This is a genomic window from Streptomyces sp. NPDC050423 (assembly GCF_040655445.1).
In the GTDB taxonomy this organism is placed as follows: Bacteria; Actinomycetota; Actinomycetes; order Streptomycetales; family Streptomycetaceae; genus Streptomyces.
Genome location: NZ_JBFAJY010000003.1, coordinates 59,660 through 81,475, shown reverse-complemented (window position 1 = coordinate 81,475; position 21,816 = coordinate 59,660). Strand labels below are relative to the sequence as shown.

Sequence of the window (21,816 nt, the reverse complement as noted above, 5' to 3'; positions counted from 1 at the left end):
CAAGCTCAAGCTTGGTAAAACCAAGTATCACAGTCGGGTCGGGGAGGCACCGCATGGAATTCCGCCAGTCCAGCAAGCTCAACGAGGTCTGTTACGAGATCCGGGGTCCGGTCATCGAGCACGCCAACGCCCTGGAGGAGGCGGGCCACAGCGTGCTCCGCCTCAACACGGGCAACCCGGCGCTGTTCGGTTTCGAGGCGCCCGAGGAGATCGTCCAGGACATGATCCGGATGCTCCCGCAGGCCCACGGCTACACCGATTCACGCGGCATCCTCTCCGCCCGCAGGGCCGTGGCGCAGCGCTACCAGGCGATGGGGCTCACCGAGGTCGACGTGGACGACATCTTTCTCGGCAACGGGGTCTCCGAGCTGATCTCCATGGCGGTGCAGGGCCTGCTGGAGGACGGTGACGAGGTGCTGATCCCGTCCCCGGACTACCCGCTGTGGACCGCGGTGACGACCCTGGCCGGCGGGAAGGCCGTGCACTACATGTGCGACGAGGCCTCGGACTGGAACCCCGACCTGGCCGACATGGCATCGAAGATCACCGACCGGACCAGGGCCGTCGTGATCATCAACCCGAACAATCCGACCGGCGCCGTCTACCCCCGCGAGGTCCTCGAATCCATCCTCGACCTGGCCCGCAGGCACGGCCTGATGGTGTTCGCCGACGAGATCTACGACCAGATCCTCTACGACGACGCCGAGCACCACAGCGTGGCGGTCCTCGCCCCCGACCTGGTCTGTCTCACGTTCAGTGGTCTCTCCAAGACGTACCGCGTGGCCGGCTTCCGGTCGGGCTGGATGGTGGTGTCAGGGCCGAAGCAGCACGCGCGCAGCTATCTGGAGGGGCTGACCATGCTCGCCTCCATGCGGCTGTGCCCCAACGCCCCGGCGCAGTACGCGATCCAGGCCGCGCTGGGCGGCCGGCAGTCGATCCGGGAGCTGGTGGCGCCCGGGGGCAGGCTGTACGAGCAGCGCGACCGCGCCTGGGAGAAGCTGAACGAGATCCCCGGAGTGTCCTGCGTGAAGCCGAGGGGCGCGCTGTACGCCTTCCCGCGCATCGACCCGAAGGTTCATCCCCTCGTCGACGACGAGAAGTTCGTCCTCGACCTGCTGCTGCGCGAGAAGATCCAGGTCGTGCAGGGGACCGGTTTCAACTGGCCGCGGCCCGACCACTTCCGGATCCTGACCCTCCCGTACGCTGACGACCTCGACGCGGCGATCAGCCGGATCGGCCGCTTCCTGACCGGGTACCGGCAGTGACCGGATGCCGGGGATGAGCGGACGCCCGGGACGAACGAAGGCCCGGGAATGAACGGATACCGATGGTGAGTCACCCCATGTACCCCACCTGCCCCACCTGCCCGGTCCCGGTGCACACCCAGTTCGCCTCGTTCGATCTCGTCGGGGCGATCGTCGAGGGCGGGCTCGACCCGGCCGCCGACCCCGCGTGGGCGGACTCGGGCGCCAAGTCGCCCGCGGAGTACGCGCGCTGGGCGGGCCATCTGTGCGGGATGACCTGTCTGCGCATGGCACTCGGCGCCGACGCCCCGCCCCTCTTCGCGCTGCGCGACGGAGCGCTCGGGTACGGCGCTTACACCGAGGACCCGGACGGTGCGATCCGCGGCCTGGTCTACGCCCCCTTCGCCGCATACGTACGGGAGCGGCACGGCCTCGACGCCACGGTCCACCGGCACCTCTCGCCCGCGGAGATCCCGGCCCTGCTGGACGAGGGCCGGTCCGTCATGGCCTCCGTGCACTACGCGATCCGCCACCCGAGGCAGCCCGCGCCGGGACGGGGCGGGCACCTGGTGCTCCTGACGTCCCGTACGGCCGACGGCACGGGCGTCCACTTCCACAACCCGTCGGGCACGACGGCCGCGACCCGGTCGGCGGAGCTTCCGCTGGCGGAGTTCGAGCACTTCTTCGCCGGACGCGGGGTCTCGCTGCGCGCGCAGGCATGACGCACCGGCCCCGGACGGGAGCGGGCCCGGGGGCGTAGCCGACCCCCGAGCCCTGTGATGCCACCTGTACGGCACGCCGACACTTTTAAGGTCCCGTGTCAGTTTTATGTCGTCGCGTCCTGCCTTTGGACCACCGCGGACCGAAGCTCCACGGGCCGGAGTCGAACCGGCATCTCGACGCACACGGGCACGGGCCCGGTCGATTCGGCGATAGGTGGCGCATGCTGAGTCTGGAGCAAGAGTCTGAGATTGATCGCGGCCTGCCTCTGCCAGTTGGGCCACCCCGGCCCGCCTCCGTAAGAAGTACGGAAGTGCCGGGGGGAGGACTCGAACCTCCACCGGAACCGCGTCGTCACGACAAACTTCAGTTTCAGCTTTGCGCTCCTCGCGCACCCCGGCGGCTTCGACCGCCGCCGGGGATTCCATGGCCGGTCACCCGAAGAGGTAACCGAAGACCGCATCACCCACCCGCTGGTCCGTGACGTCCACGCCGTTGGCCTCCTCGCGGGCGAACTTGACGGCCTGCTGGAGCTTCTCGACCCGGTCGGTCAGTTCGTTGATCCGCCGTGCGGGCAGCGCCCCGGAGAACTTCACGGTCGTCCAGTAGCCGACCGGAACGTCCTCGTAGTACACCTCGACCTGCGCCGGGTGCTTCTCGGTGACCTCCGCCTTCACGTGGTTGCGGGGCACCTTCTTCGTGCGCAGGGTCCGCACCGGCTCGGTCTTCCAGGAGTCGGTGGACGGGTCCTGGGCCCAGGCCTCCGAGGCTTCGAGCACCGGCAGTCTGCGGATGAAGGTGGTGATGTCGGTGAGCTGCTTCTCCAGGAAGAGCAGATACGACACCGGCACGCCGGCCACCAGCACCCGGCCGTCGACCGAGATGTCGGCGCGGGCCGCGCAGTTCGCCCAGTCCTTGGTGGCGGTCACGTCGAAGAGCCGGGTGAGGGTCGTCGCCGTCGCGCGCAGCACGTCCTCGGCCTTGATCTGCACCGGCGTCGACTCGGGCGGCAACTGCTCGCCCTCCTCGTCCTTCGGCTGGTAGGTCCGGGAGATCCCGGCCAGCAGACCGGCCTTCTGGAGGCCGTGATGCGCCGCCGTCAGGTCCTGGTGAGCCTTGGACTTGACGCCCTTCTCCACTGCGATGATCTGATTGAGTTTCGCCACGTCCAGGAAGCTAGCAACAACAACACGGCCTGCACCAGCGGTTTTTACCGCACCGGAGGCGCTGGACGCACCGGGGTGCGCGCGTCCGCGCTTCCGCACACGGGGTCTCCCGTCAGCCGCCGCTCAGCTCCAGGAGCGCGCCCACCGGGTCGGAGTCGGGTACGGCACGCGGCCACCACTCGTCCTGCCCCGGGTCGGACTCGTAGCCGTACCAGCGGCCGTCGTGGCCGAAGCGGAGCTGGAGTGTGCCGCCGGGGTGGGTGAGGTGGTTGCGCCGGGGCTGGAAGCGGGGGAAGCCGGCGGCCGCGAGGGCCGGGCGGGCCCGGTCGAACGGGCCGGCCGGGGGGTCCCACTGCGTTTCCAGGACGTCCAGCCCCTCGGCCCCGCCCTGGCGCCAGGCGGCGACGGCGCGGGCCAGGTCGGTGGTGTTGCGGCCGGTGGCGGACGCCAGTTCGCGGTAGAGGGCGCGGGTGGTGGCGGTGAGCCCCGCGGTGGGCCGGGCGGCTGCCAGCCGGACCGCGTCCTGCCAGGGGGTGAGCCCGGCGAGCGGGTCGAGGCCGGTGGTGAGCAGGGCATGGGCTCGGGCAGCCGCGTCCGTCGCGAGCTGGTCGAGGGCGAGGGGGTCGCGGCTGCCGGGCAGGCTCGGGTACGCGGGCGGCTGCCCGGGGTGCGGCTCCACCGGGAACGGGGCGGGCAGCGGAGGCAGGAAGCGGTCGGAGAGCGCGTCCTGCGCCGGCACGGAGGGGGCGGCGGGGGCCTCGGGCCGCTCCCGTGCGGAGTGCGCGGCGTTGCGGTGGCCCAGGTCCTCCAGGAGTTCGCGCTCGCCCCGGCCGCGCAAGAGCAGCAGGACGAACGGATCGGCGTCCAGGAGCCGGGCCATCTGGTAGCAGAGCGCCGACACGTGCTTGCAGGGCCAGCCGTGGTCGGGGCAGGAACAGCTGGGGTCGAGGTCGTCGGCCGCGGGGAGCAGCGCGACCCCGGACGCGGCCGCCGTGTCGGCCAGGGAGTGCGGCATCTCCTTGGTGAGCAGTGCGACGAGGTGGCCGGGGCCGGCGGCGACCGCGGCGAGGAAGGTGTCCCAGTCGGCGTCGGTGAAGGTGCGCAGCCGCAGTTCGGCACGGTAGGGCCGGGGGCGGCTGCCGTGCACATAGGCGACGACGCGGCCGGGGGTGACGGTGACCGCGGCGACGTGCCCGCCGTCCGCGTACGCACGGCCGCGGGCGAGCCTCGCCGCGTCCATCGAGAGGGCTTCCAGCGCCGCCACCCAGGCCCGGCCCCACCAGGTGTCCGCGAACGGCTCGTCGTCGCCGGACGTCCGCGCCGGTACCGCCTCGAAGGTCCGCCGCAGGTCGTCGGGGCCCGGCCGGGACCGGGCGACGGGCCGGGAAGCGCGGGCGGACGGCAGGGGCTGCGGGCGGGGGCTCATGACGGCCTCCGGAGGGAGACGAGATCGGCCAGGTCACGGTCGCTGAGCTCGGTCAGCGCGGTCTCGCCGGCGCCCAGCACGGCGTCGGCCAGGGCGCGCTTGGCCAGCAGCATCTCGCCGATCCGGTCCTCGACGGTGCCCTCGGCGATCAGCCGGTGCACCTGGACGGGCTGGGTCTGTCCGATGCGGTAGGCGCGGTCGGTGGCCTGTTCCTCGACGGCCGGGTTCCACCAGCGGTCGTAGTGGATGACATGGGCGGCCCTGGTGAGGTTCAGCCCGGTGCCCGCCGCCTTCAGGGAGAGCAGGAACACCGGGACCTCGCCGGACTGGAAGCGGTCCACCATCCGTTCCCGCTCGGGCACCGGCGTACCGCCGTGCAGGAGTTGGGAGGGGATCGCCCGCGAGGTGAGATGCGCGGAGAGCAGCCGGGCCATCGTCACGTACTGGGTGAAGACGAGGACGGAGCCGTCCTCGGCGAGGATCGTGTCGAGGAGTTCGTCGAGCAGGGCGAGCTTCCCGGAGCGGCCGACGAGCCGGGTCGGTTCCTCCTTCAGATACTGCGCGGGGTGGTTGCAGATCTGCTTGAGCGAGGCCAGCAGCTTCATGATGAGGCCGCGCCGGGCGATGCCCTCCGAGGCCTCGATGTACGCCATGGTCTCGCGCACCGTGGCCTCGTAGAGAGTGGCCTGTTCGCGGGTGAGGAAGACGGGGTGGTCGGTCTCCGTCTTGGGCGGCAGCTCGGGTGCGATGCCCGGGTCCGACTTCTTGCGGCGCAGCAGGAAGGGGCGGACCAGCCTGGAGAGCCGCTCGACCGCTTCGTCGTTGCCGATCCCGGCGGCCGTGCCGGTGTTCTCCACGATCCGGGCGTGCCGGGCCCGGAACGCCTTGAGGGGGCCGAGCAGTCCGGGCGTGGTCCAGTCGAGCAGCGCCCAGAGCTCGGAGAGGTTGTTCTCGACGGGGGTTCCGGTCAGGGCGACCCGGGCCGGGGACGGAATCGTGCGCAGCGCCTTCGCCGTCGAGGAGTGCGGATTCTTCACGTGCTGCGCCTCGTCGGCGACGACCAGCCCCCAGCTGTGCGCGGCCAGTTCGGCCGCGCTGGAGCGCATCGTGCCGTACGTGGTGAGGACGAAGCCGGCGTCGGGTTCCGCGAGGGTGCGGTCGGTGCCGTGGAACCGGCGCACGGGTACGCCGGGGGCGAAGCGGTTGATCTCCCGGTGCCAGTTGCCCAGCAGCGAGGCGGGGCAGATCACCAGGGTGGGCGCGGGGTGGGCACGGTGCAGATGCAGGGCGATGAGGGTGATCGTCTTGCCGAGGCCCATGTCGTCGGCGAGGCAGCCGCCGAGGCCCAGCGAGGTCATCCGGTCCAGCCAGGACAGCCCGCGCAACTGGTAGTCGCGGAGCGTGGCGTCGAGGCCGGGCGGCGGTGCGATGGTGGTCCCGTCGTCGATGATGCGAGTGCGGAGCGCGGCGAGCGCACCGACCGGCACGGCGTCGACCTGTTCGCCGTCCACCTCGGCGCTGCCGGTCAGGGCGACGGCGAGGGCGTCCACCGGGTCGAGCAGACCCAGCTCCCGCTTGCGCGCCTTGCGGACGAGCGCGGGGTCGACGACGACCCATTGGTCCCGCAGCCGCACCACGGGCCGGTGGGCCTCGGCCAGCACGTCCATCTCGGCCTCGGTGAGCTGCTGGTCCCCCAGCGAGAGCTGCCAGTTGAAGGCGAAGAGCTGTTCGGCGTCGAAGAACGACGTCCCGTCGGTGGCGGTGCCCGGCGCGGGCCGCACCACGGCGGCCGCGGTGAGGGAACGGGCCAGCTCCCGGGGCCAGTGCACGCTCACCCCGGCGGCCGAGAGCCGGGCCCCGGCATCGCTCAGCAGCTCGTACAACTCGTCCTCGGTGAGGGCCAGTACGTCGGGGACGGGCTGGTCGAGCAGCCGTTCCAGCGGGGCCCAGACACGGGCGGCACGGCGCAGCGCGAGCACGGCATCGATCCGGGCCCGCGGGCCGAAGGGCTCGCCCGCCCCGCCGGTCCACAGCGCGGCGGCGTCGACGACATGGGTCGGGTCGGCGAGGCTGTGCACCTGGGTGACGGCCGCGGCGGCATGCCGCGCGGCGGCGGGACCGTCGGAACCGGACCCCACCTCGCCGGAGACGCCGGCCGCGTCGTCGGAGCCGGAGTCGGAGTCCGTCGCGCCGTCGGAGCCGGCCGTGCCGCCGGAGTCCGTCGTGTCGAAGAGTTCGTACGCGGAGAGGTCAAGGCGCAGCGACACCCGTACGCCCGCGTCCAGCCCGGCCGCGACCGCCACGGCCCACTCCCGGGCGCCGGGCAGGTGCTGGGCCTCCCTGGCGGCGAAGGGCGCCCCCATGGCGAACGCCGCCGCCGGGGTACGGGGCAGCGTGTCGGCCACCGCGTCGAGGAAGGAGGCGATGAGCGGCTCGGGGTCGGGAACCTGGAGGGGCGTGCGGTCGGGGAACGGCACCGCGTACCCCTCGGAAGGCATGGCCGCGGCGACCGCACGCAGATGGGCGACGTCCTCGGCGGCGCGCGGACCGGCCCGCCAGGCATCGTGATCGTCGGGCGTCAGCCCGGGAAGCATCCGGCCTCGGGCCACCAGATGGAGCGCGTGGAGCGTGGCGGCGCCCCAGCAGCGGGTGGCGGGGTGGGCGGACTGCTGGTGCCTGGCACGGGCCAGCAGGGGTACGGCGTCGGCCAGGGGCAGCACGAGGGCGGGCACGGTGTGCCGGCGGACGTCACCCTGACCGCCGTGCCGTCGGACGACCGTGATCTCGGAGACCCGGTCGCCGGTACCGGCCGCGAAATCCGTACCGGAAGCGGAGCCGCTGCCGGACGCTTCACCGAGGCCGGGGAGCGGGGCCCCTTCCGGGTCCCAGAACGCGATGCGGCCCTCCCTCGGCAGCGCTGCGGGAAGGAAGACGGCCGCGCAGCGCAGCAGGCGGCCGACGGCCGCGTCGTGCGGCGGTGATGCGATGGCCACCGGCCCCTCCCCTCATGCCCGAATCCCTGGTCACGGGCTCTGTGCCCGCAGTCCCCGGCACCTGATCGGCACCGGATCCCTCTGACTCGCGAGTCTAGGCGGGGGGTCTGACAGCCGACCACGGGCCCGCCGCCGACCCCTCGGTCCGGCGGGGTACGGCGGCGGGCCCGTGGGCCGGTGGGCCTCAGTGCCTGGCGAGCGGCTTCGACCCGGTGCGGCGCGGCCGGGGCCTCGCGGCAGGCGGGGCGGGCTTGGGTGCGGAAGCCGCTGTCCGCGCCGGATCCTGTGACGGAGACGGCGATACGGACGAGGGCTCGGACTCGGACTCGGACTCCGTGGACTGCGTCTCGGCCGGTGAGGACGCCGACGAGGACTCGGGCGAGGACTCAGGCGAAGACGCCGACGCGGGCTCCACGGGCGGCGCTGTACCGGCCGCCGGGTCCTGCGGCATCTGCGTACCGGGCTGCGGCGGCGCTGTCGGCTGCTGTGCCCGCTCCAGGAAGCGGAGCAACTCCACCGGGAACGGCAGTACCAGTGTGGAGTTCTTCTCCGCGGCCACCGCCACCACGGTCTGGAGCAGCCTCAGCTGCAGTGCCGCAGGCTGGGTGGACATCTCCGCGGCTGCCTGGGACAGCTTCTTCGACGCCTGGAGTTCCGCGTCCGCGTTGATGACCCGGGCGCGCCTCTCACGGTCCGCCTCGGCCTGACGCGCCATGGAGCGTTTCATCGTCTCCGGCAGCGAGACGTCCTTGATCTCCACCCGGTCGATCTGTACGCCCCAGCCGACCGCGGGGCTGTCGATCATCAGCTCCAGGCCCTGGTTCAGCTTCTCCCGGTTGGAGAGCAGATCATCCAGATCGCTCTTGCCGATGATCGAACGCAGCGATGTCTGCGCCATCTGCGAGACGGCGAACCGGTAGTCCTCCACCGCGATGACGGCACTCGCGGCATCGACCACCTTGAAGTAGATGACCGCGTCCACCCGTACCGTGACGTTGTCCCGGGTGATCCCGTCCTGGGCCGGCACAGGCATCGTCACGATCTGCATGTTGACCTTGCGCAGCCGCTCCGCACCGGGGAGCACCATGGTGAATCCGGGCCCTCGTATGTCGTCCCGGAGCCGGCCGAACCTCAGAACCACGCCCCGCTCGTACTGCTTGACGACCCGGGCGGCGGCCATGGTGTACGCGGCACCCGCCAGGATCACCACCACCAAAGCGATCAAGAGCTCCTGGACCATGACGGCCCCCTGCCAGCCGGAAACATCTGAACACTCACTCCACGCCACATGAGGCGCTATGACCACGATATGCCCCGTTTGGGCGCCAGTCGAACCCCTGTCCGCGCATTCCGCGCACCCGTAGCCCGCCCGGCCGCCTCCCGGATGCCGGGCGGGCGGCGAGCGGGCAAGGTGACCAGCGTCAGCACGTACCCCCGTGGCGCACGGGGGCTATGTGACGGAGTGCGTACGGATGAGCCGGACGAGACAGACGAGGACCTGCCCATGCCCGTGATCGACAACCGACGCCGCCGTCTCGGCATCGCAGCCGGGACCGCCCTCCTGACCCTCACCGTCGCGGGCTGTTCGGGCCTCGGCCGGACCGCGGTCGGTCCGGTCACCTACACGACCGAACGGGATGCCGTGATCATGGTGAACAGCCCCTCGGTGCGGGGCTGCCACCCGCTCGCCCCCGCGGGTGCCAAGGAAGTGGACAACGGGACCCTGATCGACATCATCCTGTACCGCACACGGGACTGCACCGGACCGGGCACGACCTACCTCGCCACCACGCTCTCCGACGTGCGAGCGCCCGATTCGCTGCCCTGGCGCAGCTTCAGCACGGTGCACTGACCCGGGCCACCGCCCCGGCCGGCCCCCGCCCCGCGCCACTACCGGGGCACGGCCCGCACCCAGACGCCGTCATCCGTGAGATAGCGGTCCACGCCCAGGCCGGCCGCCGCCAGACACCCCTCGAACTGTTCCTTCGACAGCGGCCGTGACAGGAACGTCTGCGACCACCGGGCGTCGTCGAACTCGTACTCGGCGCACACCGAGTGCACCCCGTCCCCGACCGGCTGCGAGGAGACGATGCGCACGGTGTACCCGGCCGGATCGGCGCGCTCCTTCGGCAGTCCGGTGTGGTAGTCCGGTCCCTCGCGCTGGATGAGCACCACCCCGCCGTCGCGCACGTACCTCCGGCAGGTCCGCAGCAGTCCGTCCCGCACCCGGTGGTCGCCCGAGTGCACCAGGAACGACGCCAGCATCACCACGTCGAACGTCTCGTCACCGAGCTCCAGGGCCTCGATGGGGCTCTGGACCGTACGCGCGCCGCGCACCTTCTCCAGCATCTGCGCCGACTCGTCCACCGCGGTGACGTCGAACCCGCGGCGGATCAGCGGATGCGTCACCCGGCCCGCGCCACAGCCCAGTTCCAGGATCCTCGACCCGGCGGGGACGGCCCCGGCGATCACATCCGGTTCGCTGCCGACCGACAGCCGGGTGTACAGCTCCACCGCGCAGCCGTCCGGGGTGATCGCGCCGGGACCGGTCCCTGAATAGCCCCCACGTACCAGTTGTCCGCTCATGTACGCCGAACGAACCGTCACCGGAGGCCGTTCCCGACCCGTACCGAAACCGTCCCGGTGCAGCTTCTTCGGCCCTTGGCTCAAGCGTTCCTTACGAATCTCGAAGTCCATCGCATCCTCTGAGCCGGGGTGTTGCGACGACCACTGGACCGGAAGCGGACGGGCTGGGGCGCAGCCGTCCTGCTCACCCTGCTCGGCGTCCCACGGGCCACGGTCGAGGCGGACTTCCTCGCCGGCAGCCCCGGTTCACATCAGCACCCCGGGTAGCGGCCGGACGGCCAGTCGACCGCGTGCTCGAACTCCAGGGAGAGGTCGTCGGCCACCTCGGCGATCACGGCCCGCCCTTCCGTGCGCACCAGCCAGGCCGGCGGAAGGTGCACGTCGCCGTGGTGGGCACCGAGCAGGTTGCCGCAGACGGCACCGGTGGAGTCGCTGTCGCCCGAGTGGTTGACGGAGAGCAGCAGGGCCTCGTCCACCTGACCGGCGCCCGGCAGAACCAGTGCGCAGTACACGGCGATGGCGAGCGCCTCCTCGGCCACCCAGCCGGCGCCGAGCGACTCCGCCTTCTCCGCGCTCGGGGCCCCCTGGGCGGCCAGCTCGAAGGCCGCCCGGAGCGCGGCCGTGGTCTCCTCGTGTCCGGGGTGGCGGGCCAGCAGCTCCATGGCCCGCAGCACGGAACCGGGCAGGGAGTCCCCGTCCAGGAGATGGGCGACGATCGCCGCGAGCGCGCCGGCCGCGTAGGCGCCGGTGGGGTGACCGTGGGTGATCTGCGCGCAGCGGGCGGCCAGTCCGAAGCTCGCACCCGCGGGCCCGCCGGTCAGGCCGAAGGGGGCGGAGCGCATCACCGTGCCGCACCCCTTGGAGCCGGTGTTGACCGGGCCGGGCTCACCGAGCGGGGCCCTCGGGTCGGGGGTGTACCCGGCCGCGAGCCCGGTCAGACAGGCGTTGCCCGGGGCCCGCCGTGCGTACAGCCAGGGCTGCTGCCTGAGCCAGCCGGTGCGGACGATGTCATCGCCTTCGGGGGCGGGCGGCGCGGGGTGGTTCTGGGTGTCCAGCCAGCGCAGATAGGCGTGCCTGACGACCGCGGTCTCGGCGCCGCCGATTCCCCTGGCCATGGCCCGGGAGTGGGCTCTGATCAGCCCCTCGGCCGTGAAGAGCGTCATCTGGGTGTCGTCCGTGACGCGCCCGGCCACCCCGTCCTCGTCGGCCGTGAGGCCTCGTACGCCCTGCTCTCCGTGGGCCCGCCGAATGCCCGCGAGCGACAGGAACTCCACCGGATTGCCCAGCGCGTCCCCGATCGCCCCGCCCAGCAGGCACCCCCGGACCCGGGCCCTTCGGACGGAGTCGTTCCCCCGTGCCGTGCCACTCATCGCCGCCCCCCTCTCTCACCGGTCCGCATCACTCGTCGGTCCGCCGCGTTCCGCGTCGCGGGTCCATGCTGGTAGAAGAGGCGATGGCCATGCGTACCGGTAGTGAACCGACGACTGCACGCAGTTCTCTGCGACTGCGGCTCTGGCTGAGTCTATGGGGCCTGGCCTGGGCCGTCCTCGGCCTGACCGCATTCACCCTGACCGACCGCCCGGGGTGGGCGGCCGCCTGCGGTGTGCTGCTCGTCCTGGTGCTGGTGGATCTGGCCGTGATCGTCCACCGCATCCGCCAGGGCCCGGGCTACCAGCCGGGCCGCGACGTCCCGCCGCACGGACCGGGCCGCGGGGGACGACGGTGGTACGGGGACTGACCGCGGGCCCGGCGTCGGGCGGGGCGGTATGCGGCGGCGGGCCTCGGAGGTCACTCGGCGGGGAGGTCACCCGGCGGCCGCTCAGCCCTCCGTGTCGAAGCGGGCGGCCCTCAGGTACTCCGGGTTGGGGTCGAGCGCCGCCGCCAGCCTGAAGTGGCGGGTCGCCCGTTCCGGATGGCCGGCCCGCTCGAAGGTCCGGGCCAGCGCGAAGTGCGCGAAGGCGTTGTCCGGCTCCCGCTCCAGGACGAGTTCGAATTCGAGCTCGGCGGGGCGCAGTTGGGCGGCCGCGAAGAAGGCGCGGGCGCGCAGCAGCCGGGCGGCGGTGTTCTCCGGGTGGGAGGCGATCACCGAGTCGAGCAGCTTCACGGCGCCCCGGGGATCGCGCGCCGCCAGCAGTTGCTCGGCCGCGCGGAAGTCTATGACGTGGGTCTCCGGGTTCCTCTCGGGCACAGTTGCATCCTTCCCTCGGCCACCTCGGTGTGAACGTCGCCCCGGGATCCGGTATTCCGGTCCGGGCCACGCCGCCCCGGCTCCGGGGTCAGCCCGCCGCGGCTCGCCGCACCAGCTCGGACCAGACCTCGCTGACCTGCGGCGCCAGGGCCTCGACCGGTCCGTCGTTGTCGATGACCAGGTCGGCGACGGCGAGCCGCTCCTCGCGGGTGGCCTGCGCGGCCATCCGGGCACGGGCGTCCCGCTCCGTCATCCCGCGCAGCCGCACGAGGCGGTCGAGCTGGGTCCCGGGAGCGGCATCGACGACGACGACCAGGTCGTACAGGGGCGCGAGGCCGTTCTCGGCGAGGAGGGGAACGTCGTGGACGACCACGGAGCCGGGGCCGGCGGCCCTTTCCAGCTCGGCGGAGCGGGCACCGACCAGCGGGTGGACGATCGCGTTGAGGGCGGCGAGCCGTTCGGCGTCGGAGAAGACGATCGAGCCGAGCTTCGGCCGGTCCAGGGTGCCGTCCGGGTTCAGGACCCCGGCGCCGAACGCCTCGACGAGCGCGGCGAGCCCGGGGGTGCCGGGTTCGACGACCTCGCGCGCGATCCGGTCGGCGTCGACGAGGACGGCTCCGTGGCCGACGAGCAGCCGTGACACTTCGCTCTTGCCGGCGCCGATTCCGCCGGTCAGGCCCACTTTCAGCATGGGCGGCAGCCTAGTGCCTGTGTGGAGTTGCCCCGCGGCGTCGCGGGACCACTCCACACAGGCACTGGTGCCAGGCCCGCGGGGGCCGGACCGGTGGAATCGGCGGTCGTCGTGCCGGAGGTCAGCTGTCGCCTTCCCGTTCGGCCAGGAAGCGCTCGAATTCGAGGCCGATCTCGTCGGCGGACGGCAGGTCCACCGGCTCGGCGACCAGGTTGCCCCGGGTCTCGGAGCCCGCCACCGCGTCGTACTGGTGCTCAAGGCCCTCGACCAGCGAGACGAGTTCCTCGTCGCCCTGCCCGATCTGGCGGTCGATCTCCGTCTGGGTGCGGTGCGCCTCGGTGCGCAGGGCGTGGGCGATGGCCGGCAGGACGAGTCCGGTCGCCGCCGTGATCGACTCCAGCGCGGTGAGCGCGGCGTCGGGGTAGGCGGAGCGGGCGACGTAGTGCGGCACATGGGCGGCGACACCGAGCACGTCGTGTCCGGCCTCCATCAGCCGGTACTCGACCAGGGCCTCGGCGGAGCCGGGCACCTGCGCCTCGTCGAAGGGGCTGCGGTGGCCGGGCATGAGGTCGGTGCGGTTGCCGTGCGGGGTGACGCCGACCGGGCGGGTGTGCGGGACTCCCATCGGAATGCCGTGGAAGTTGACCGCGAGACGCACGCCGAGCCGCTCGACGATCTGCTCGACGGCGGCGGCGAACCTCTCCCACTCCACGTCCGGTTCCGGCCCGGACAGCAGCAGGAACGGGGCCCCGGTCGCGTCCTGGACCACCCGGACGTCCAGCGTCGGGGTCTCGTACGCCGTCCAGCGGTCGCGCCGGAAGGTCAGCAGGGGGCGCCGTGCGCGGTAGTCGACGAGGCGGTCGTGGTCGAAGCGGGCCACCACCTGGTGCGGCAGCGATTCGAGCAGACCGTCGACGATCTGCTCACCGGTCTCACCCGCGTCGATGTATCCCTCGAAGTGGTAGAGCATGACCAGGCCGGCCGACTCCTGGGCAAGCGCCATGTCGACGACGGCCAGGCCCTTCGGCTCCCATTCGTACAAACTCTGCGGATCAGCCACGGTTACCGCTCCTCCTTGTGTTCCTGAAGAAGAACGCCCCGAGGGGCACGTGCATTCCCGGCCGCACCCCTTCACGAGGTGTTTACCCAGGTACCCGCGAGTGCAGTGCGGCGAGGCGTTGACGTTCAGGTCGATGAACACCTCAGCGGGGGCGCCGAGTTCGCGACGAGACCGTGTCACGAGCCGTCAGTTACTCGTGCGTCCCACGCGTTTCCCCCGCTCCCCCGTGCGCCACCCTCACCCAGAATGGTCCAGACCTTGACACGGCGTCACTCCATCCCTACGTTCACGGTCAGCAAGTTCAGAACCTCGCCCCACGTTCACGTACGAGAACGCTGAACCTAGAATCCTTCGACGGGAAGGCACCCCCCATGCGCACCCGCACGCTGCTCCCCGCCCTGCTGTCCACCGCCCTGGCCACCGGCGGCCTGGTCCTCGCCTCGGCCGCCACCGCCGGAGCCGCGACGGTCATCGAGGTGAGCACCGCGGCCCAGCTCAAGTCGGCCCTCACCGCGGCCGGCCCCGGCGACACGATCCATCTCGCGGACGGCACGTACACCGGCAACTTCAAGGCGACCGTCCCCGCCACCGCCTCCGCACGCATCACCCTGACCGGCTCCGCCGGGGCGGTCCTCACGGCCGGCGGCGGCTACGGGCTGCACCTCAACGGCGCCTCGTACTGGACCGTGCGGGGCATCACCGTCTCCGGCGGCCAGAAGGGAATCATGGCCGACAGCGCCAACGGTGTCGTCATCGACTCGGTGACCGTGCACGACCTCGACATGGAGGGCGTCCACTTCCGCAAGTCCAGCAGCGACGGCGTCATCAAGAACTCACGGATCTACGACACCGGGCACGACGGCCGCGGCATGGGCGAGGGCGTCTACGTCGGCACCGCGGGCGATCTCTCCGACAACAGCGACCGGGTCCAGATCCTGGACAACACGATCGGTCCGGACGTCGGCGGCGAGAACGTCGACGTCAAGGAGGGCACCACGGGGACCCGGATCGTCGGCAACACCTTCGACGGCAGCGGGCTGACCGGGGCCAACTACGACGACTCCTGGGTCGACGTGAAGGGCAACGACGTGCTGGTCGAGGGCAACCACGGCTCCCGTACGACCAACAACGGCTACGAGACGCACACCCAGCAGAGCGGCTGGGGCTGCGGGACCGTCTTCCGCGACAACACCTCGGACCTGTCCGGCTCGACGGGCGACAAGCAGCTCGCGTTCAACGTCACCAACTACAGCACGGGCTGTGTCACCACGGTCCGCAGCAGCAACACGGTGACCGGCGGCAAGGGCCTGACCAACATCTCCGTCACCCCGTAAGCCGCATCCGCACGCCCGTCGCGGACATGAGTGAGGCCCGCCCCCCGAGGGGAGCGGGCCTCACCTTCATCTACTGCAGCCGATGACCGGCCGGAGGGTCAGAGCGTCAGCTCTGGCCGCCCGCCAGCTTCTCGCGCAGGGCAGCCAGGGCCTCGTCCGACGCCAGGGCGCCGGAGTTGTCCGCGGACTCCGAGGAGTACGAACCGCCACCGCCGCCACCGCCGCCGCTGGAGGCAGCCGGAGCGCTGCCGGCCGGGGCGGCAGCGCCCTCGGCAGCAGCGGCCTCGTCGGCCTCGCGGGACTTGATGACCTGGGCCTGGTGCTGCTCGAAGCGCGACTGCGCCTCGGCGTACTGGGTCTCCCAGACCTCGCGCTGAGCCTCGAAGCCCTCGAGCCAGTCGTTGGTCTCGGGGTCGAAGCCCTCGGGGTAGATGTAGTTGCCCTGGTCGTCGTACGACGCGGCCATGCCGTACAGCGTCGGGTCGAACTCGACCGAGGCCGGGTCGCCACCGAAGGACTCGTTGGCCTGCTTCAGCGAGAGGCTGATGCGACGACGCTCGAGGTCGATGTCGATGACCTTGACGAAGATCTCGTCGTTGACCTGGACGACCTGCTCCGGGATCTCCACGTGGCGCTCGGCCAGCTCGGAGATGTGGACCAGGCCCTCGATGCCCTCGTCGACGCGCACGAACGCACCGAACGGAACGAGCTTGGTGACCTTACCGGGAACAACCTGCCCGATCTGGTGCGTCCGGGCGAACTGCTGCCACGGGTCTTCCTGCGTCGCCTTGAGCGACAGGGAGACACGCTCGCGGTCCATGTCCACGTCGAGAACCTCGACGGTGACCTCCTGGCCGACCTCGACAACCTCGGAGGGGTGGTCGATGTGCTTCCAGGACAGCTCGGAGACGTGCACGAGACCGTCGACGCCGCCCAGGTCCACGAAGGCACCGAAGTTGACGATCGAGGAGACGACGCCGGAGCGGACCTGACCCTTCTGGAGGGTCGTGAGGAACGTCTGGCGGACCTCGGACTGGGTCTGCTCGAGCCAGGCACGGCGGGACAGGACCACGTTGTTGCGGTTCTTGTCCAGCTCGATGATCTTGGCCTCGAGCTCCTTGCCCACGTACGGCTGGAGGTCGCGGACGCGGCGCATCTCGACGAGCGACGCCGGCAGGAAGCCCCGGAGGCCGATGTCGAGGATGAGACCACCCTTGACGACCTCGATGACGGTACCGGTGACGATGCCGTCTTCTTCCTTGATCTTCTCGATGGTGCCCCAGGCACGCTCGTACTGAGCGCGCTTCTTCGAGAGGATCAGGCGGCCTTCCTTGTCCTCCTTCTGGAGAACCAGGGCCTCGATCTCGTCGCCGACCTTGACGACCTCGTTCGGGTCGACGTCGTGCTTGATCGAGAGCTCGCGGCTCGGGATGACACCTTCGGTCTTGTAACCGATGTCGAGGAGAACCTCGTCGCGGTCAACCTTGACGATGACGCCATCAACGATGTCGCCGTCGTTGAAGTACTTGATCGTCTCGTCGATCGCCGCGAGGAACGCGTCCGCGTCGCCGATGTCGTTGACCGCAACCTGCGGAGTGGTGGCGGTGGTCTCGGTGCTGCTCGTCATGTGGGAAAGGGCTCCGGTACGGACAGTGAGTCGAAGTTACTGCTACGCCGTGAGCCCGTATCGCCTCTGCAGAAGCCGGACAGCCTGGGAAGCGCCCATCCCGCGAACGGGAGGCGCCTCGTGAACCGAGGGGACATACAACAGATGCGAGCGCGGCCTGCTAGGTCTGAGGCGCGCAGGCTCGCAGCGCAACTTGTAGCATACGGGGGCAGCAGGGCACGGTCAATGCGCGAAGGCGCACACCAGGGGCGGAACGCCCCATACCTGGCACAACTCGTGTTCACCGAGGCCACATCGGCCCCGATGATGTCCGGACACACGGGTTCCGTACTCACGGATCCCCCTTGGTACGTACCGCGTACGACGGGGTGAAGGCAAACTACAGCGACGGGCACGATGAGCCAAGAGATCCACCAGACCGAACCCGAGGCGACACGCCGCAGCGCGGACGAGGCCGAGAGCAGCCGGGCCAGCCGCGGCTGGTGGGACCGCAACGCCGACGAGTACCAGAGCGACCACGGCGGCTTCCTCGGCGACGACCGGTTCGTCTGGGGCCCCGAGGGCATCGACGAGACGGAGGCCGGACTCCTGGGCCCCCTGGACGACCTGGCGGGCCTGGACATCCTGGAGATCGGGGCGGGCGCGGCGCAGTGCTCGCGCTGGCTGGCCGCCCAGGGCGCCCGCCCGGTCGCCCTCGACCTCTCGCACCGCCAGCTCCAGCACGCCCTGCGGATCGGCGACGGCATCCCCCTGGTCCAGGCCGACGCCGGGGTGCTGCCCTTCCGCGACGGCAGCTTCGACCTGGCCTGCTCCGCCTACGGCGCGGTGCCGTTCGTCGCGGACCCGGTCCAGGTGTTCCGCGAGGTGCACCGGGTGCTGCGCCCCGGCGGCCGCTGGATCTTCTCCGTCACGCATCCGGTCCGCTGGGCGTTCCCGGACGAACCGGGGCCCGAGGGCCTGTCCGTCACCGCCTCCTACTTCGACCGCACCCCCTACGTCGAGCAGAACGAGAACGGCGAGGCGGTGTACGTCGAGCACCACCGGACGCTGGGTGACCGGGTACGGGACGTGGTGGCGGGCGGATTCCGCCTGGCCGACCTGGTGGAACCGGAGTGGCCCGCCTGGAACAGCCAGGAGTGGGGCGGCTGGTCGCCGCTGCGCGGCAACCTGATCCCGGGAACCGCGATCTTCGTCTGCGTACGGGACTGAGGCACCGCCCGGGGCGGGACGCGGGGACGGGCCGTACGACACTGGGGGCGTGATCCGCACCGACGCCCTGGACCGGCTGCCCGTCCGCACCGCCGTGCCCGCACTGCGGCGGGCCCTCGACGACCGCGGCGTCGCCGTGCTGTGCGCGCCCCCCGGCACCGGCAAGACCACCCTCGTCCCCCTGGTCCTGGCCGGGCTGACCGGTGACGGACCGCCCCGCCGGGTGGTGGTCGCCGAACCCCGGCGGATCGCGGCCCGTGCGGCGGCGCGGCGGATGGCCTGGCTGCTCGGTGAGCGGGCCGGCGAGCGGGTCGGGTTCACCGTGCGCGGGGAGCGGGTGGTGGGGCCGGACACCGTGGTGGAGGTGGTCACCACCGGGGTGCTGCTCCAGCGGCTCCAGCGCGACCAGGAGCTGTCCGGAATCGATGCGGTGATCATCGACGAGTGCCACGAGCGCCATCTGGACGCGGACACGGTGGCCGCGTTCCTCCTCGACGTGCGGGCGGCGATCCGGCCCGATCTGCGGCTGGTCGCCGCGTCGGCGACGACGGACGCGCAGGGCTGGGCGCGGCTGCTCGGCGACGCACCGGTGGTCGAGGCACAGGGCGTCTCCTACCCGGTGGAGGTGGTGTGGGCGCCGCCCGTCCGTCCGGTGCGGCCGCCGCACGGGATGAGGGTCGATCCCGCGCTGCTGACCCATGTGGCCTCGGTGGTGCGGCGGGCGCTGGCCGAACGGGACGGCGACGTGCTGTGCTTCCTGCCCGGGGTCGGCGAGATCGGCCGGGTGGCGGGGCAGCTGTCCGGCGTCGCGGCCGAGGTGCTCCAGGTGCACGGGCGGGCCCCCGCGGCGGTGCAGGACGCGGTGCTGGCCGGTTCGTCCGAGGGGCGGCGGGTGGTCCTGGCGACCTCGGTGGCGGAGTCGTCGCTGACCGTACCGGGGGTGCGGACCGTCGTCGACTCGGGGCTGGCCAGGGAGCCGCGCACCGATCACGCCCGCGGCCTGAGCGCGCTGACGACGGTACGGGCCTCGCAGGCGTCCGGCCGCCAGCGGGCGGGCCGGGCCGGCCGCGAGGCGCCCGGCGCGGTCTACCGCTGCTGGGAGCAGGCCGAGGACGGCCGGCTCGCACGGTTCCCCTCCCCGGAGATCAAGGTGGCCGACCTTGCCGCGTTCGCTCTCCAGGCGGCCTGCTGGGGCGATCCGCAGGCCACCGGGCTCGCGCTGCTCGACGCTCCTCCGGCCGGTGCGATGGGCGCCGCCCACGAGGTGCTGACGGCCGTCGGCGCGGTGGGTCCGGACGGGCGGGTGACCGAGCGGGGCGTACGGATGTCGCGGCTGGGGCTGCATCCCCGGCTGGCCAGGGCGCTGCTGGACGGGGCGGCCTCGGTCGGCGGGCGCCGGGCCGCGGAGGTCGTGGCGCTGCTGAGCGAGGAACCGCCCCGGGAGTACGGGGACGACCTGGCGGCCGCGTTGCGCACCGCACGCCAGGGCAAGGACTCCTACGCGGCCCGCTGGCGCCAGGAGGTGCGGCGGCTGTCCTCCTCGTCCAAAGGCACGGGCGGTGGCGGATCAGGCCCGGACGATGCCGCCGTCGGCCTGGTGGCGGCCCTGGCCTTCCCGGAGCGGGTGGCGCGGGCCCGGGGCGAGGGTGCGTTCCTGATGGCGTCCGGCACGGGGGCGGAGCTGCGGGACGGCTCACGGCTGCGCAGTGCGGCGTGGCTGGCGGTCGCGGTCGCGGACCGTCCGGCCCAGTCGGCGTCCGCGCGGGTCCGGCTCGCCGCGGTGATCGACGAGGACACGGCGCGGCTGGCCGCCGGGCATCTGCGGTTCGCGGGCGAGGAGGTCCGCTGGGACGGCAGCGACGTGGTGGCCCGCCGGGTGGAACGCCTCGGCGCCATCGAACTGTCGGCGCGCCCGCTGAAGCAGCCGGACCCCGCCCTGGTCCGCGAGGCGCTGGTGGAGGGCCTGCGGCGGGAGGGGCTCGGCCTGCTGCGCTGGACCCGGGACACCGGACAGCTCCGGGAGCGGCTGGCCTTCCTGCACCGGGAGCTGGGCGAGCCCTGGCCGGACGTGTCGGACGAGGCGCTGCTGAACCGTACCGGGGAGTGGCTGGAGCCCGAGCTGTCGCGGGCCCGGCGCCGCTCGGCGCTCGCCGGGATCGACGCCGGACAGGCGCTGCGCCGGCTCCTGCCGTGGGCGGGCGGTGAGGGGGCCCGGCTGGACGAGCTGGCGCCGGAGCGGATCGAGGTGCCGAGCGGTTCGCGGATCAGGGTGGAGTACGGCGGGGCGCAGCCGGTGCTCGCGGTGAAGCTCCAGGAGCTGTTCGGCCTCCAGGAGACCCCGCGGGTGGCCGGGGTTCCGGTCCTGGTGCACCTGCTCTCCCCGGCCGGCCGGCCGGCGGCGGTGACAGCCGATCTGGCGTCGTTCTGGCGGGAGGGCTACAAGGCGGTGCGCGCGGAGCTGCGCGGCCGCTATCCGAAGCACCCGTGGCCCGAGGACCCGACGACGGTGGAGGCGACCCGGTTCACGAAGGCCCGGCTCAAGCGGGAGTAGGTTCCGGGTCGGGGACGGGTTCCGGTGCGGTGTGCGGCCTCGGTGTGCCCGGCCGCCGGGAGCGGGCCTCCAGCCAGAGCGAGAGCGCCAGGAGCGCGGCGCCGAGGAAGAGGAAGCCCCAGGGCAGGTACGAGGTCAGCAGCAGCACCAGCACGCGCTGGGACTTGACCTGGTCGACGATCGAGACGATGTAGTCCTCGCGCATCTTCACGTCCCCGGCGAACACGGTGACGGTGTCCTTGGGCATGCCCATCGCCTTCGCGTTCCGCATCTCCTCCCGGTGGATCTCCTCGCCGTTGACGGGCGCCCCGGTGACGGGGTCGACCCAGAACATCCGCTTGGTGGTGTACCAGCGGGTCATTCCGGTCTTGGCGATCTGCTGCGGGGTGATCCCCTTGATGGGCATCGTCTTCGGCATGGGGACCTTGGTCCACGGGATGGTCTGCTCGAAGTAGTAGACCTCCAGACCGCGGAAGGTCTGGGTGCCCTTGTAGTGGATGGGCGAGCTGGTGCGGGTCTGTGCGTCGAAGTACTCGTAGTCGCGCTTCTCGGTGAGGAAGGGCCACTTGTACTCGATGCCCTCGCGGCTGACCTGGTCGCCGTCGACCATTTCACCGGTGGCGTGGACCGGGGCCTGGCTGTGCGCGTCGAAGATGTAGCGCTCGGGGATCTTGGAGACCATCTTGCCGTCCGGGCCCTGGACGTAGGAGAGGGTGTCCCAGACGACGACGTCGCGGCCGGCGCTGCGTTCGATCTTCTCGGACTCCTCCACATTGCCCTTGAGGGTCTGCACGATGGTGAGCTTGTCGACCTTCTTGGCCGTGAGGGTGCTGTAGTCGAGCAGGGTCGCGGGCTTCGCCTCCAGCACGGTCTCCTGGTACTGGTTGGGCGGGATCTTCGCCAGCCGCGGGAAGGCGTACCAGCGCAGCAGCGGCGACAGCGCGGCGAAGAAGACGGCGAAGGCCAGGAGTACGAGGCTGGCTCGGCGGCGCATGGGGTGTCCTCCCTCTGCATTCCGTGG

At 71.8% G+C, this 21,816-nt stretch carries 18 protein-coding genes, 1 tRNA gene and 1 pseudogene; 8 read left to right on the top strand and 12 right to left on the bottom strand.

Annotated features, from left to right (window positions below; translation table 11 throughout):
• Positions 1–53 precede the first annotated feature (53 nt).
• Both AB0I52_RS03305 and AB0I52_RS03300 read left to right on the top strand, forming a co-directional pair.
• Positions 54–1,265, top strand: coding sequence for a pyridoxal phosphate-dependent aminotransferase (locus AB0I52_RS03305; RefSeq protein ID WP_363068425.1), 1,212 nt, complete (start codon positions 54–56; stop codon positions 1,263–1,265).
• A gap of 77 nt (positions 1,266–1,342) precedes the next feature.
• Positions 1,343–1,966: a peptidase gene (locus AB0I52_RS03300; RefSeq protein ID WP_363068423.1), complete on the top strand. Its 624-nt coding sequence runs from the start codon at positions 1,343–1,345 to the stop codon at positions 1,964–1,966.
• A gap of 312 nt (positions 1,967–2,278) precedes the next feature.
• Here the strand turns inward: AB0I52_RS03300 and AB0I52_RS03295 are convergent.
• The 5 genes from AB0I52_RS03295 to AB0I52_RS03275 form a co-directional block, all read right to left on the bottom strand.
• Positions 2,279–2,365: transfer RNA gene (locus AB0I52_RS03295), tRNA-OTHER, on the bottom strand.
• Between the two features lie 33 nt (positions 2,366–2,398).
• On the bottom strand, positions 2,399–3,130 hold the full coding sequence (locus AB0I52_RS03290) for a hypothetical protein (RefSeq protein ID WP_363068421.1): 732 nt from the start codon (positions 3,128–3,130) through the stop codon (positions 2,399–2,401).
• A gap of 112 nt (positions 3,131–3,242) precedes the next feature.
• The gene (locus tag AB0I52_RS03285; RefSeq protein WP_363068419.1) at positions 3,243–4,556 is read right to left on the bottom strand and encodes an SWIM zinc finger family protein; all 1,314 of its coding nucleotides are present in this window, start codon (positions 4,554–4,556) and stop codon (positions 3,243–3,245) included.
• Positions 4,553–7,549, bottom strand: a complete 2,997-nt coding sequence (locus AB0I52_RS03280) for a DEAD/DEAH box helicase (RefSeq protein ID WP_363068417.1) — start codon at positions 7,547–7,549, stop codon at positions 4,553–4,555. The genes AB0I52_RS03285 and AB0I52_RS03280 overlap by 4 nt, the downstream gene beginning before the upstream one ends.
• Before the next feature lie 184 nt (positions 7,550–7,733).
• On the bottom strand, positions 7,734–8,789 hold the full coding sequence (locus AB0I52_RS03275; RefSeq protein ID WP_363068415.1) for a slipin family protein: 1,056 nt from the start codon (positions 8,787–8,789) through the stop codon (positions 7,734–7,736).
• Between the two features lie 264 nt (positions 8,790–9,053).
• Between AB0I52_RS03275 and AB0I52_RS03270 the strand changes: the two genes are divergently transcribed.
• The gene (locus AB0I52_RS03270; protein ID WP_363068413.1) at positions 9,054–9,401 is read left to right on the top strand and encodes a hypothetical protein; all 348 of its coding nucleotides are present in this window, start codon (positions 9,054–9,056) and stop codon (positions 9,399–9,401) included.
• A gap of 38 nt (positions 9,402–9,439) precedes the next feature.
• Here AB0I52_RS03270 and AB0I52_RS03265 read toward each other — a convergent pair whose 3' ends face one another.
• Entirely contained in the window at positions 9,440–10,135 is a 696-nt protein-coding gene (locus tag AB0I52_RS03265) for a class I SAM-dependent methyltransferase (RefSeq protein ID WP_363068411.1), read from the bottom strand.
• 150 nt (positions 10,136–10,285) lie between these two features.
• Between AB0I52_RS03265 and AB0I52_RS03260 the strand changes: the two are divergent.
• Positions 10,286–10,378, top strand: a pseudogene (locus AB0I52_RS03260) (tyrosine-protein phosphatase); the annotation flags it as partial.
• Between the two features lie 8 nt (positions 10,379–10,386).
• Here the strand turns inward: AB0I52_RS03260 and AB0I52_RS03255 are convergent.
• Complete coding sequence (locus AB0I52_RS03255; RefSeq protein ID WP_363068409.1) at positions 10,387–11,505, bottom strand: ADP-ribosylglycohydrolase family protein; 1,119 nt, start codon at positions 11,503–11,505, stop codon at positions 10,387–10,389.
• A gap of 65 nt (positions 11,506–11,570) precedes the next feature.
• Here AB0I52_RS03255 and AB0I52_RS03250 point away from each other — a divergent pair, with 65 nt between their 5' ends.
• A complete protein-coding gene (locus tag AB0I52_RS03250; RefSeq protein ID WP_363068407.1) occupies positions 11,571–11,873 on the top strand; it encodes a DUF6343 family protein in 303 nt (100 codons plus the stop codon).
• Between the two features lie 81 nt (positions 11,874–11,954).
• On the opposite strand, the gene AB0I52_RS03245 is transcribed toward AB0I52_RS03250, so the two are convergent.
• From AB0I52_RS03245 to AB0I52_RS03235, 3 genes are all read right to left on the bottom strand, one after another.
• On the bottom strand, positions 11,955–12,323 hold the full coding sequence (locus AB0I52_RS03245; RefSeq protein WP_362953781.1) for a tetratricopeptide repeat protein: 369 nt from the start codon (positions 12,321–12,323) through the stop codon (positions 11,955–11,957).
• A gap of 88 nt (positions 12,324–12,411) precedes the next feature.
• Positions 12,412–13,014, bottom strand: a complete 603-nt coding sequence (gene coaE / locus AB0I52_RS03240) for a dephospho-CoA kinase (protein WP_363068405.1) — start codon at positions 13,012–13,014, stop codon at positions 12,412–12,414.
• A 121-nt stretch (positions 13,015–13,135) separates the two neighbouring features.
• Positions 13,136–14,074 (bottom strand): PAC2 family protein, encoded by a 939-nt coding sequence (locus AB0I52_RS03235; RefSeq protein ID WP_363068403.1) that lies wholly within the window; start codon positions 14,072–14,074, stop codon positions 13,136–13,138.
• Between the two features lie 371 nt (positions 14,075–14,445).
• Here AB0I52_RS03235 and AB0I52_RS03230 point away from each other — a divergent pair, with 371 nt between their 5' ends.
• Complete coding sequence (locus tag AB0I52_RS03230; RefSeq protein ID WP_363068401.1) at positions 14,446–15,408, top strand: right-handed parallel beta-helix repeat-containing protein; 963 nt, start codon at positions 14,446–14,448, stop codon at positions 15,406–15,408.
• Positions 15,409–15,514: 106 nt separating this feature from the next.
• Here AB0I52_RS03230 and rpsA read toward each other — a convergent pair whose 3' ends face one another.
• Positions 15,515–17,035, bottom strand: a complete 1,521-nt coding sequence (rpsA, locus tag AB0I52_RS03225) for a 30S ribosomal protein S1 (RefSeq protein WP_362953774.1) — start codon at positions 17,033–17,035, stop codon at positions 15,515–15,517.
• Positions 17,036–17,431: 396 nt separating this feature from the next.
• Between rpsA and AB0I52_RS03220 the strand changes: the two genes are divergently transcribed.
• Positions 17,432–18,244 carry a class I SAM-dependent methyltransferase gene (locus AB0I52_RS03220; RefSeq protein ID WP_363068399.1) on the top strand — a complete coding sequence of 271 codons (813 nt, stop codon included), beginning with the start codon at positions 17,432–17,434 and terminating at the stop codon, positions 18,242–18,244.
• Positions 18,245–18,293: 49 nt separating this feature from the next.
• Entirely contained in the window at positions 18,294–20,795 is a 2,502-nt protein-coding gene (hrpB, locus tag AB0I52_RS03215; RefSeq protein WP_363068398.1) for an ATP-dependent helicase HrpB, read from the top strand.
• Here the strand turns inward: hrpB and AB0I52_RS03210 are convergent.
• Complete coding sequence (locus AB0I52_RS03210) at positions 20,782–21,789, bottom strand: DUF3068 domain-containing protein (protein ID WP_363068396.1); 1,008 nt, start codon at positions 21,787–21,789, stop codon at positions 20,782–20,784. The genes hrpB and AB0I52_RS03210 overlap by 14 nt on opposite strands.
• Positions 21,790–21,816: the final 27 nt, after the last annotated feature.